The sequence below is a fragment of the Brochothrix campestris FSL F6-1037 genome (assembly GCF_000525915.1).
GTDB lineage: Bacteria > Bacillota > Bacilli > Lactobacillales > Listeriaceae > Brochothrix > Brochothrix campestris.
Genome location: NZ_AODH01000015.1, coordinates 1 through 12,062 on the forward strand (window position 1 = coordinate 1; position 12,062 = coordinate 12,062).

Annotated in this window: 19 protein-coding genes and 1 pseudogene; 2 read left to right on the top strand and 18 right to left on the bottom strand. The window is 39.9% G+C overall.

Features of this window, described 5'->3' with window-relative positions; translation table 11 throughout:
* Both BCAMP_RS03820 and BCAMP_RS03825 read left to right on the top strand, forming a co-directional pair.
* Nucleotides 1-130: IS3 family transposase (locus BCAMP_RS03820; RefSeq protein ID WP_035313823.1), on the top strand; the 130-nt coding region annotated here is incomplete at its 5' end.
* Between the two features lie 56 nt (nt 131-186).
* A complete protein-coding gene (locus BCAMP_RS03825; protein WP_051456871.1) occupies nt 187-750 on the top strand; it encodes a site-specific integrase in 564 nt (187 codons plus the stop codon).
* 227 nt (nt 751-977) lie between these two features.
* Here the strand turns inward: BCAMP_RS03825 and rpsI are convergent, their stop codons facing one another.
* The 18 genes and pseudogenes from rpsI to rplR all read right to left on the bottom strand — a co-directional run bounded on the left by rpsI (nt 978) and on the right by rplR (nt 12,035).
* Nucleotides 978-1,370: a 30S ribosomal protein S9 gene (gene rpsI, locus BCAMP_RS03830; protein ID WP_029091508.1), complete on the bottom strand. Its 393-nt coding sequence runs from the start codon at nt 1,368-1,370 to the stop codon at nt 978-980.
* 18 nt (nt 1,371-1,388) lie between these two features.
* Nucleotides 1,389-1,826, bottom strand: a complete 438-nt coding sequence (gene rplM, locus BCAMP_RS03835) for a 50S ribosomal protein L13 (RefSeq protein ID WP_035313824.1) — start codon at nt 1,824-1,826, stop codon at nt 1,389-1,391.
* 151 nt (nt 1,827-1,977) lie between these two features.
* Complete coding sequence (truA, locus tag BCAMP_RS03840) at nt 1,978-2,727, bottom strand: tRNA pseudouridine(38-40) synthase TruA (protein WP_035313826.1); 750 nt, start codon at nt 2,725-2,727, stop codon at nt 1,978-1,980.
* Between the two features lie 5 nt (nt 2,728-2,732).
* Nucleotides 2,733-3,521 (bottom strand): energy-coupling factor transporter transmembrane component T family protein, encoded by a 789-nt coding sequence (locus BCAMP_RS03845; RefSeq protein WP_035313899.1) that lies wholly within the window; start codon nt 3,519-3,521, stop codon nt 2,733-2,735.
* Between the two features lies 1 nt (nt 3,522).
* Nucleotides 3,523-4,308, bottom strand: coding sequence for an energy-coupling factor transporter ATPase (locus tag BCAMP_RS03850; RefSeq protein WP_332248501.1), 786 nt, complete (start codon nt 4,306-4,308; stop codon nt 3,523-3,525).
* 63 nt (nt 4,309-4,371) lie between these two features.
* A complete protein-coding gene (locus BCAMP_RS03855; RefSeq protein ID WP_035313828.1) occupies nt 4,372-5,211 on the bottom strand; it encodes an energy-coupling factor ABC transporter ATP-binding protein in 840 nt (279 codons plus the stop codon).
* Nucleotides 5,212-5,539: 328 nt separating this feature from the next.
* Nucleotides 5,540-5,950: a 50S ribosomal protein L17 gene (rplQ, locus tag BCAMP_RS03860; protein WP_035313830.1), complete on the bottom strand. Its 411-nt coding sequence runs from the start codon at nt 5,948-5,950 to the stop codon at nt 5,540-5,542.
* 20 nt (nt 5,951-5,970) lie between these two features.
* Nucleotides 5,971-6,915, bottom strand: a complete 945-nt coding sequence (locus tag BCAMP_RS03865; protein ID WP_035313832.1) for a DNA-directed RNA polymerase subunit alpha — start codon at nt 6,913-6,915, stop codon at nt 5,971-5,973.
* Between the two features lie 68 nt (nt 6,916-6,983).
* A pseudogene (rpsK, locus tag BCAMP_RS03870) lies at nt 6,984-7,374 on the bottom strand (30S ribosomal protein S11).
* A 28-nt stretch (nt 7,375-7,402) separates the two neighbouring features.
* Entirely contained in the window at nt 7,403-7,768 is a 366-nt protein-coding gene (gene rpsM / locus BCAMP_RS03875; protein WP_029091517.1) for a 30S ribosomal protein S13, read from the bottom strand.
* Between the two features lie 21 nt (nt 7,769-7,789).
* Nucleotides 7,790-7,903: a 50S ribosomal protein L36 gene (gene rpmJ / locus BCAMP_RS03880; RefSeq protein WP_029091518.1), complete on the bottom strand. Its 114-nt coding sequence runs from the start codon at nt 7,901-7,903 to the stop codon at nt 7,790-7,792.
* Between the two features lie 35 nt (nt 7,904-7,938).
* The gene (gene infA / locus BCAMP_RS03885) at nt 7,939-8,157 is read right to left on the bottom strand and encodes a translation initiation factor IF-1 (protein ID WP_029091519.1); all 219 of its coding nucleotides are present in this window, start codon (nt 8,155-8,157) and stop codon (nt 7,939-7,941) included.
* 216 nt (nt 8,158-8,373) lie between these two features.
* On the bottom strand, nt 8,374-9,018 hold the full coding sequence (locus tag BCAMP_RS03890) for an adenylate kinase (protein WP_035313836.1): 645 nt from the start codon (nt 9,016-9,018) through the stop codon (nt 8,374-8,376).
* Nucleotides 9,019-9,152: 134 nt separating this feature from the next.
* Nucleotides 9,153-10,448: a preprotein translocase subunit SecY gene (gene secY, locus BCAMP_RS03895; RefSeq protein WP_035313838.1), complete on the bottom strand. Its 1,296-nt coding sequence runs from the start codon at nt 10,446-10,448 to the stop codon at nt 9,153-9,155.
* Complete coding sequence (gene rplO / locus BCAMP_RS03900; protein WP_035313840.1) at nt 10,448-10,888, bottom strand: 50S ribosomal protein L15; 441 nt, start codon at nt 10,886-10,888, stop codon at nt 10,448-10,450. The genes secY and rplO overlap by 1 nt, the downstream gene beginning before the upstream one ends.
* Nucleotides 10,889-10,953: 65 nt before the next feature.
* Nucleotides 10,954-11,136 (bottom strand): 50S ribosomal protein L30, encoded by a 183-nt coding sequence (rpmD, locus tag BCAMP_RS03905; RefSeq protein WP_035313842.1) that lies wholly within the window; start codon nt 11,134-11,136, stop codon nt 10,954-10,956.
* Between the two features lie 14 nt (nt 11,137-11,150).
* Nucleotides 11,151-11,654, bottom strand: a complete 504-nt coding sequence (gene rpsE, locus BCAMP_RS03910) for a 30S ribosomal protein S5 (protein WP_035313845.1) — start codon at nt 11,652-11,654, stop codon at nt 11,151-11,153.
* 21 nt (nt 11,655-11,675) lie between these two features.
* Nucleotides 11,676-12,035, bottom strand: coding sequence for a 50S ribosomal protein L18 (gene rplR / locus BCAMP_RS03915; RefSeq protein ID WP_029091525.1), 360 nt, complete (start codon nt 12,033-12,035; stop codon nt 11,676-11,678).
* Between the last annotated feature and the right edge of the window lie 27 nt (nt 12,036-12,062).

Genomic DNA, 12,062 nt, shown 5'->3' on the forward strand with positions numbered 1-12,062 from the left:
AGCTCACTTTTCCAATCTTAATCAGCTGGAACTTGAATTAAATGATTACGTTCATTGGTTTAATAACATCCGTATTCATGGAACATTGGGTTATTTAACGCCTACCGAATTTAAATTACAGCCCTTATAATTTTTGTTCAATTTACTGTTGCCATTCCAGATATTGTAGAAAAAAATTATGATTACATGTTATTTGCTTCGTTTAGACTTTTAGCTTTTACTGGGTTAAGAAAAAGTGAGTTACACGCACTTAGATGGTCTGACATAATAGAAAATCAATCTATCATTGTTAATAAAAGCCTAACCACTATTAAACGGATTCAGTATATTGCAGACACTAAAAGCAAATCATCAAATCGAATAATTGATATCGACCAAAAAACTATGGATATATTAAATAAATGGAAACTGATACAACAAGCAAGATATGCAAAAGTGAATGATAATCATTTAATATTCACAAGGGATATTCCTCTTAAAGGAGTAAAAGATGTAGCTTTTGATGCTGACTATTTAAATAGAGCGTTACGCAAAATTACTACCGACCACCAATTGGATAAAATCACTATTCATGGATTTAGGCATACCCACGCAAGTTTACTATTTGAAAGTGGAGCGACCATTAAAGAAGTTCAAGACCGTTTAGGACATGCTAACTCAGAAATTACGTTACAAATCTACACGCATGTATCCACTGACCAAAAAAGAAAAACGGCTTCAGCTTTATCTGAGTATATTGATAGCGATTAAAAGTATAGGAACCCCCTATACTTTTTTATTTTGACAAAATTTCTCATTGGTTGACTAAACTAAATAAATTATCTAAACGTAAAAAAGAATTATGGCTTTATAATTTCTTTCACAACCTAATTAAATAACACCGTTAAATCAACGTTTGCAAGAAACAAATTTCTCTTTCCAACTAAAAAACACTTCCCAATTGCTTGGAAAGTGTTTGAAACGGCAATATGTAACTATTAACGTTTTGAGAATTGAGGAGCACGACGTGCACCTTTAAGACCTGGTTTTTTACGTTCTTTCATACGAGGGTCACGAGTTAAGAGACCAGCTTGTTTAAGAGTTGAACGGTATTCAGGATCTACTTGTAATAACGCACGAGCAACACCGTGACGGATAGCTCCTGCTTGACCAGTATAACCACCACCATCAACGTTTACGAAAACGTTGTAGTTACCTACAGTTTCAGTAAGTGTTAACGGTTGTTTGATAACTGAACGTAAAACTTCGAATGGGATGTAGTTTTCTACATCACGGCCATTGATTGTAATTGTACCATCGCCAGGAACTAAACGAACACGGGCAACAGAGCTTTTACGACGACCAGTTCCATAATATTGTACTTGTGTCATATTATTTTTCTCCTCCTATTATCCGCGTACTTTGTATTCAACTGGTGATTGAGCAGCATGTGGATGCTCTGTACCAGCGTACACGTTCAATTTTGTAAATTGTTTACGGCCTAAAGTGTTTTTTGGTAACATACCTTTGATAGATAATTCTAACAAACGTTCTGGTTTAGTAGCACGAAGCTCACCAGCTGAGATAGATTTTAATCCACCAGCGTAACCAGAGTGACGGTGGTAGATTTTACCATCGGCTTTGTTACCTGTTAAAGCGATTTTTTCAGCATTGATAATGATGACGAAGTCACCTGTATCAGTGTGGGGTGTGAATGTTGGTTTGTGTTTTCCGCGTAAGATAGCAGCGACTTCACTTGATAAACGACCAAGTGGAACATCAGTTGCATCTACGACATGCCAGTCGCGTTGGACTTCGCCAGTTTTTGCCATATATGTTGTGCGCATTTGTTTTGCCTCCTATTAATTAATCATTCTTTTTTATAAAAATTCTGTCATTGTTTGTATAAGCATAATAAGTTTCCGGGGCTTATCATGGGGTAAACAATACCACAATCAATAATACATGCTTTCACAAATTAAGTCAAGAGTCACATTCTTAATTCTTTTCTTTATAGCTAACTTCCCATAAATAAAGCCCTTGTGGTGGGGCTGTACGACAGTTTAATGCTGTCCGATCTTTTTTTTCTAAGGCAGCTTGTAGCTCCTGTGGTGTTAATTTTTGTTGGCCAACAGACAACAAGGCGCCGACTAAAATACGCACCATATTGTATAAAAAACCACTACCTTTAAATGAGAACTCCCAACCATCAACGTTTCGATTAATTGTAATTGCATAAAGTGTGCGTACCTTGCTGTCGCGCTCCGTCCGTGCCGAACAAAAACTCGTGAAATCATGTTCCCCTTCAAGTAAACGAGCCGCCTCATTCATGCGTGATTCATCGAGACTAAAAGGATAATGCAACGCGTAATGACGGGTAAATGGATCACGCTGCGCCGCTGTTTTCACAAAGTAACGGTATTCTTTCGCCGCAACATCGTAGCGTGCATGAAAATCATCAGCTACCTGCTCAACCGCGACAATCGCTATGTCATCCGCCGTTAAGGTTTCGAGTCCGCGCTGATAGCCTTCGAGCGGAATCGTAAGCTCAGAGTCCCAGTGTACCACCTGACCCTTAGCATGCACGCCCGTGTCTGTTCGACCAGAAGCATGGATTTTAACGGGCGTGCCCTTATGCATTTTTGTTAAGGCCTTTTGGAGTTCATCTTGCACTGTTCGACCAGTCGCCTGAATTTGATAGCCTAAAAACTGCGAACCATCATATTGAATAATTGCTTTATAACGCATCTACCTTAACCTCCTCGTGTTAAAAATAAGAGGAGCGTGTACACCATCATTAACACAATCATGAGCGTGTCACGGGCTTCCCATTTTAAAATACGGTATTTAGTACGGCCTTCACCGCCATGGTAACCCCGAGCTTCCATTGCAATCGCGAGATCTTCAGCCCGTTTAAAGGCACTAATAAAGAGCGGGATTAACAGGGGAATAATCGCCTTAACGCGGGCTAATAGCGAGCCACTATTGAACTCAACGCCACGGGATTTTTGCGCCTGCATGATTTTTTCAGCCTCATCCATCAATGTTGGAATGAAACGGAGGGCAATACTGAGCATCAATGCCATTTCATGTACGGGGAATTTCACTTTTCGCAGTGGATTCAACAACGACTCAATTCCATCGGTCAATGAAATTGGACTGGTTGTTAACGATAATAAGGTCGTCATAAAAATAATCAGCATAAACCGGAGCGCGATGAAGACGGCATTAATAATGCCGGCATCGGTAATTTGTAACGGTCCAAACTGTAACAATACCTGTCCTTCGGTCGTGAAAAATAATTGCAGGATGACTGTCAATAAAATTAAAAAGATAATCGGGCGTAAGCCACGAATAAAAAATAAAAACGGGATTTTTGAAAGTACTAATAAGCTAAACACTAATAGAAACGATAACAGGTAGCTCAGCAAATTATTTGCGAAGAAAACCATCACGATAAAGTACATGACGGCAACGAGTTTCGCGCGTGCATCTAACTGATGCAACCACGAATCACCGGGAACAAACCGTCCTAAAATCATATTATTCACTAACGGTTCCCTCCTTCCAGTGTAGTGTTAAGTAATCACTTAACTCTTGACGTGTTAAACAGGTCACCGGCCATCGTTCTCCTGTTTGCTCCTCCAAGCGACGTTGCAAGCTCAAAGCACTCGGTTGGCCTATTGCTAAGGCATTGACCTGCTCATCTTGAGCAAATAATGCCCGCGGTTCACCGACAGCCTCAATCTCGCCGTTGCGCAAAACGATCATCGCATCCGCATAGGCGGCGACATCATCCATATTATGCGTAACGAGCACAATCGTCAGTCCCTTTTCCTTATGTAACCGATAAAACAATGCCATCATCTCAGCCCGCCCACGAGGGTCTAAGCCCGCGGTTGGTTCATCAAGCACCAAGATACTCGGTTCCATCGCCAAAACGCCTGCAATCGCAACCCGACGCATTTGACCACCTGATAACTCAAACGGTGACGACTCGGCAATTGCTTCTGGCAGACCAACAACATTTAGCAAGGCTAACGCCCGCTCCTTTGCTTCAGCCTTGCTCACACCAAAATTCATCGGCCCAAACATAATGTCTTTTACAACGGTTTCTTCAAACAGCTGTGACTCAGGGAATTGAAAAACAACACCAATTTTTTGACGGATAGCTTTTAAATTTTTCTGTTTCTGACCAGCAATAATTGTCCGTGAATCAAAGATTATTCGGCCTTCTGTCGGTTCTAAAATAACATTTAAGTGCTGTAATAAGGTCGACTTTCCTGAACCGGTGCGCCCGACAATGGCAGTGTATTCACCATCCTTCACCGTAAAAGAAATATTAGTTAAAGCCTTTTTTTTGAAAAGGCCCTCCCGCTTGATACGTGTATCCTACTTGTTCGAACGTAATTGGCATAAGGCGTTCACTAACTCTCCTTCCGAAAAATAAACAGTGTTAAATTTGAAACCGGCTGTCATTAAATCTGCTTGTACTTGGTTAACAAACGGTACATCTAAACCAATTTCTTGCAGTTTAGTGGTCTCCTTAAAAATAGTTTCTGGCTTGCCTTCCATCAAATAGCGGCCCTTGTTCATCACAATCACACGATCTGCCATCGCAGCTTCTTCTAAATCATGCGTAATTGAAATAACGGTTAACTGATGTTGCTCTTTGAGAGCCTTAATTGTTGCCAACACACTGACGCGTCCTTCAGGATCGAGCATTGATGTCGCTTCGTCGAGGATTATCAAGCCAGGACGTAGTGCAATCACACCAGCAATCGCCACACGCTGTTTTTGACCCCCTGACAATCGATTAGGTTCAAATGTTTCAAAACCATTCATAGCGACGTCTGCAAGCGCCTGAGCAACCCTCGTCACCATCTCTGTTTGAGGAATGCCATTGTTTTCGAGACCAAAGGCGACGTCATCTTGTACAGTGGCACCAACAAACTGATTATCGGGGTTTTGAAAGACCATCCCCACCCGTCGTCGAATCTCCCAAATGTTCTCCTCAGTCATCGGTAAACCACTAACAGTAATTTCACCTGTTCGCGCCACTAATAGACCATTGATGAGCTTAGCCATCGTCGATTTCCCTGAACCATTATGCCCGACAATAGCGAGCCACTCACCCTCTGCGACTTGTAATGATACGTCATCTAAAACAGTCTTGTCTTCTTCATATGAGAACGACACGTGTTCAAATGTTACGATGTTATTTGCTTTCATTGGTTTCTCCTCTAACTTTTATCATAGTCAATTACTGTCATTTTAGCATATTCTGTGATATTCACCAAAAAACAGCCCCTTTTAATGCTCAACAAAGCTGATTTCAATCCGTTTTGTTCAACAACAAAAAAAGGACCTTTGTCCATCGAATACTCGATTTCCAAAAGCCAGATTTTCTATCAAATTTACAACAAAAAAAGCCGTGCTCCTTTATCCCCGCAAAGAAAGAAGGAGCACAACAGCGCTAGACAAGATGATCAACGAGTCAATCACCTTATCATGACACGCCCAAGCTTTAGACGTTTTTCATAAAAATGATCGAATTTACTTATTTAACCAATTCAATAATTACAACTGGTGCGCCATCGCCGCGACGTTGACCTTTTTTGAAGATACGTGTGTAACCACCTTGACGTTCTGTGTAACGGCCTGCAATATCATCAAATAATTTTTGCAAAGCGTATACCGGACGTGTTTTAGTCACAGTTTTACCTTCTTTATCAGTTGTTTCTTTTTCTACATAACCTACGATTTCGTGACGTACAATAGCAGCAGCACGACGACGAGCGCTTAAATCTCCACGTTTCCCAGCAGTGATTAATTTTTCAACAAGTTTACGAACTTCTTTAGCGCGAGCTTCAGTTGTTTCGATGCGTTCGTTGATGATTAAGTCAGTTGCTAAATCACGTAATAATGCTTTACGTTGTGAGCTTGTACGGCCTAATTTACGGTAACCCATTAGTGTTTTGCCTCCTTTAATTAATCTTCGTTGCGAAGACCTAATCCTAAATCAGTTAATTTAACCTTAACTTCTTCAAGTGATTTACGTCCAAGGTTACGAACTTTCATCATATCCTCTTCCGATTTATCTGCTAATTCTTGCACAGTATTAATACCGGCACGTTTTAAGCAGTTGTATGAACGAACTGATAAATCGAGTTCTTCGATTGTCATTTCGAGCACTTTTTCTTTCTTGCTTTCTTCTTTTTCAATCATAATTTCTGCATGTTGAGCTTCATCTGTTAAGTTAACAAAGATGTTCAAATGCTCCGTTAAGATTTTAGCAGCTAAACTAATCGCTTCTTTAACACCGATGCTACCATCAGTTGTTAAGTCAAACGTTAATTTGTCAAAATCAGGATTTTGACCTACGCGTGTGTTTTCCACTTGGTAGTTAGCTTTAAGAATTGGCGTAAAGATAGAATCGATTGGTAAAACACCAATTGGCATATCTTCGCGTTTGTTTTGATCAGCTGGACGATATCCACGACCGCGACTTGCATGCAAGCGCATATGGAAATGTGCATTTTCACTAAGAGTCGCAATATGTAAATCCGGATTTAAGATTTCTACATCACTATCAAAGTTAATATCAGCTGCCGTAACCACACCTGGTCCTTGAACATCAATTTCTAATGTTTTTTCATCATCAGAATAGATTTTCAAAGCAAGTTTCTTCAAGTTTAAGATAATGCGAGTTACATCTTCAACGACACCATCAATTGCTGAGAATTCATGTAACACTGTGTCTGCTTGAATTGAAGTAACTGCTGCTCCTGGTAATGAAGATAAAAGGATACGACGCAAGGAGTTGCCTAAAGTGATACCATAACCGCGTTCTAGTGGTTCAATTACGAACTTACCATAACGGCTATCTTCACTGATCTCAATCGTCTCAATTTTCGGCTTTTCAATTTCGATCATTTAATTTACCTCCCATGATAAACGTCTTGTAACAATATTGAATATAACACTTTAACCAAGGTTAAAGATTATACACGACGACGTTTTGGTGGTCGACAACCATTGTGAGGAATTGGAGTAACATCTTTAATAGCAGTTACTTCAAGACCAACAGCTTGTAAAGCACGGATAGCAGCTTCACGACCTGAACCAGGACCTTTAACTGTTACTTCCAATGTTTTCAAACCATGTTCCATACCTACTTTAGCAGCAGCTTCTGCAGCCATTTGAGCAGCGAACGGTGTTGATTTTTTAGAACCACGGAAACCTAATGAGCCTGAAGAAGACCATGATAAAGCGTTTCCTTGCATGTCTGTTAATGTAACGATCGTGTTATTGAATGTTGAACGGATATGTGCAATACCTGATTCGACATTTTTTTTTCACACGGCGTTTACGAGTATTTGTTTTACGTGCCATTTGTTAGTTGACCTCCTTACTTAATTAATTATTTTTTCTTACCAGCGATAGATTTCGATGGACCTTTACGAGTACGAGCGTTGTTTTTCGTGTTTTGACCACGAACAGGTAAACCACGACGGTGACGAATTCCTCGGAAAGAACCGATTTCTTGTAAACGTTTGATGTCTAATGCGACCTCACGACGTAAGTCACCTTCTGTTTTAACTGTATCAACAACTTCACGAATTTTAGTTAATTCGTCTTCTGTTAAATCACGTGTACGAGTATTTGGGTTAACGCCTGCTTCTTCTAAAACTTTTTGAGCAGTAGTCGTACCAATACCGAATACGTAAGTTAATGAAATAACGATGCGTTTTTCACGTGGAACATCCACTCCAGCAATACGTGCCATTTATGTGCACCTCCCTAATTATTAACCTTGTCTTTGTTTATGTTTCGGATTTTCACAAATTACCATGACTTTACCCTTACGGCGAATAACTTTACATTTTTCGCAGATTGGTTTCACGGATGGTCTTACTTTCATCGTAGAATACCTCCTTCAATATGCCGGAGTTCAGATTATTTGAAACGGTATGTTATTCTTCCGCGCGTTAAATCGTACGGAGAAAGTTCAACAGTTACTTTGTCCCCCGGTAAAATACGAATATAGTGCATACGAATCTTACCTGAAATAGTAGCAAGTACCGCATGACCGTTTTCTAACTCAACCTTAAACATAGCGTTTGGTAAAGTTTCTTTAATTACGCCTTCAACCTCAATTACATCTTCTTTCGCCATTTCTCGTTACCTCCTTTTGTCTTGAACTTTGGAATCGTCTTTATCCGCCGTTCGGAAGTTTAGTTAAAACTTAATTGACACTTCAAAAATAACGGGATCTTACGAAAAAGACGCATTATTTCTTCGTACAATTGAATAAATCACAGCAAAAAAGTGATGAAATTCAACAATTCGTTGCCAGTTATCCATTATACTAGACTTCGAGCGTTTTAACAACTATTTCGATAATAGTTTGTTAACATCCTTAAAGACTTCATCAATTGCTTGTCCACCATTAATATCTTTTAAATACCCTTTTGAGGTATAGAAGTCAAGCAATGGTTGGGTTTGTTTCGTATTAACAGCCAAACGATTTTTAACTGTTTCAGGTTTGTCATCTTCTCGTTGATATAATGTTACGTTATCATCGTCACAGACACCAGCAGTTTTTGGAGGGTTGTAAGTTGCGTGGTACGTACGTCCACACGTTGAACAAATCCAACGACCTGTTAAGCGTTCCATTAATAATGATTGATCAACTTGAATGTTGATAACAGCATCTAAGCTACGATTCAAATCATTTAAGATAGTTTCTAATTCTTCAGCTTGAGCGACAGTTCTTGGGAAACCATCTAACAAAAAGCCTTCTTTAGCATCATCTTGCGCCAAACGTTCGCGAACGATACCGTTCGTTACTTCATCAGGTACTAGATTTCCTTCATCCATAAACGCTTTTGCTTTCAAACCTAAGTCTGTTCCGTTTTTAATAGCTGCACGGAACATATCTCCAGTTGAAATATGCGGAATATGGTACTGAGCAACGATGCGCTCAGCTTGTGTGCCTTTACCAGCACCAGGAAGCCCCATTAAAACTAAGTTCATTTTGGTTTTTCTCCCATTCTTCAAAGCAAAAGCAAGCTTTGTTTTTCGAAGTTTGTTGCTACCTTGCAAAGCCTATAAAAAATTTTGAGGGTAAGGCAGATGGAAGCGAAGATAAATCTTGCTTCCATAAACACTTACTTAAGAAATCCTCTATAGTTACGTTTCACAAGTTGTCCTTCTAATTGTTTCATCGTATCTAACGCCACCCCTACCATAATGAGTAGTGATGTACCACCAATGCCAAGGCCTTGAGGTAAGCTAAATAACTGAGTTCCAATTGTTGGTAAAATCGCAATTGCTGCTAAGAAAATTGATCCAACAAACGTTAACCGAAGTAAAACGCGTGAGAGATATTTTTCTGTATCTTTACCAGGACGAATTGTTGGCACGTAGCCACCTTGCTTTTGTAAGTTTTCAGCAACTTTTTCTGGATTCACTTGAATGAACGCATAGAAGTAAGTGAAAGCTAAAATCAAGATAACATACAATACCATTCCCGCCGGTTGTTGGAGGTTAAATACTTTACCTAACGTCGTTACCCAACCTTTATCTTGGTCCGCAAAGGTCAAGAGTGTTTGTGGGGTAATGATGAAGGCAGAAGCGAAGATAACCGGAATAACACCAGCTGAGTTCACTTTCAAAGGTAAATGCGATACTTGAGCACCACGAGGGGCAGCTGAAGATGACGCACGTTTTGAATAATGAACCGGAATTTTACGTGACGCTTGTTGTACGAAGACAACTAACGCAACGATAACAATTACAGCTACAACAAGTAAGATCATTTCAATCACAGTGATGAAAAGAGGTGTGCCTGTTTTAGCAAGTTGTGTCGTAAGCAGTTGACCAACTGATGAAGGAACGTTTGCGATAATACCAGCCATAATAATGATTGATACACCGTTCCCGATACCTTTTTCAGTAATTTGTTCACCCATCCACATCAAGAACAATGTTCCAGTTGTAAGGATGATAGCCATTAATGCAAACTGACCCACAGAAGCGTTAGGAACGAGCGTAGCACCTGTCATGTTGTTGAACCCGTAAGAGACACCAAATGACTGTACTAAGCCTAAAACAATCGTTAAATAGCGTTTAAGTTGATTTAACTTACGACGGCCCATTTCGCCTTGTTTTGCCCATTCTGATAACTTTGGAACGACATCCATCTCTAACAATTGCACGATGATCGATGCTGTAATATACGGCATAATCCCAACGGCAAAGATTGAGAAGTTAGATAGCGAACCACCACCGAAGAGATCTAAGAAACCTACGAGTGATGTGTTTAAAGCCTTCAGTTGTGATGCATCCACACCAGGAACTGGAATGTGTGCACCAATACGAAAGACGATTAACATTGCCAAAGTAAACAAAATTTTACTTCTAATGTCTTTAACCTTGAAGAAGTTCAGAAATGTTGAAAACATTAAATCACCTCTACGCTACCACCAGCTGCTTCGATTGCTTCTTTCGCAGCTTGTGAGAATTTGTGAGCTTGAACAGTAACTTTTTTAGTTAATTCACCGTTAGCTAACACTTTAATGCCGTTAAGTTGTTTGCTGATTACACCTGTTTCTAATAAAAGAGCAGGAGTGATAACAGTTCCATCTTCAAAACGGTTGAAAGTCTCAACGTTCACAACAGCATAATCTTTACGATTAATGTTTGTGAATCCACGTTTAGGTAAACGACGGAATAAAGGCATTTGACCACCTTCGAATCCTAGACGAACACCACCACCTGAACGAGAGTTTTGGCCTTTTTGACCACGACCAGAAGTTTTACCCATACCTGATGAAGATCCACGTCCAACACGGTGACGTACTTTACGAGATCCCTCAGAAGGTTTTAATTCATGAAGTTTCATTATATATTGCACCTCCTTATATATTATACAAAAATAGTAGAACACTCCTCGAAAGGAGTATCATCTTATTTTTCTGTTACTTCAACCAAGTGAGACACTTTGTTGATCATACCGCGAATCGCAGGAGTATCGTTTTTCTCAACAGTACCATTTGTTTTGCGTAAACCTAATGCATAAACAGTGTTACGTTGATCTTGAGGACGTCCGATTAAGCTGCGTTTCAATGTTACAACTAATTTTTCAGCCATAATGTAGTACCTCCTTATCCTAATAATTCTTCAACAGAAATGTTACGTAGACGAGCTACATCTTCTGCTGTTTTAAGTTCTTTAATTCCTTCGATTGTTGCACGAACCATGTTGATAGGTGTGCTTGAACCTAAAGATTTAGAAGATACGTCTGCAACGCCACCTAATTCAAGGATAGCACGTACAGGTCCACCAGCTGTTACACCAGAACCTTCTGCTGCAGGTTTCATAAGTACAGAACCGCCGCCAAAGTTACCGATTACACGGTGTGGAATAGTACTTCCAACAATTGGAAGGACAACTAAGTTTTTCTTAGCATCTTCAACTGCTTTACGAATTGCGTCTGGAACTTCTTGAGCTTTACCAGTACCGAAACCAACGTGACCATTACGATCTCCGACAACTACTAATGCTGTAAAACGGAAACGACGTCCACCTTTTACAACTTTAGCAACACGGTTGATAGTAACGACGCGTTCTTCCAATTCTCCTAATGTGTTTGGATCAATATAAGCCATGAATGTATTTACCTCCTTCTATTAGAATTTCAAACCGTTTTCACGGGCTGCATCAGCTAAAGCTGCTACACGGCCATGATACAAGTAACCACCACGGTCAAAGACAACTTTTTCGATGTTTTTCGCAACACCACGTTCTGCTACTAATTTACCGACAGCTTGAGCAAGTTCAGTTTTAGAACCTTTAACGTCGAAATCTTTTTCGATGTTAGAAGCGCTAGCTAAAGTTACACCATTTACGTCGTCGATTAATTGAGCATAGATGTTAGTGTTTGAACGGAATACGTTTAAACGTGGACAAGCTGCAGTTCCGCTAATTTTAGAACGGACACGGCCATGACGTTTTTTACGAGTTTTGTTTTTATCCAATTTCGTAATCACAATGAGTCACCTCTTTTTCTCTTGGAC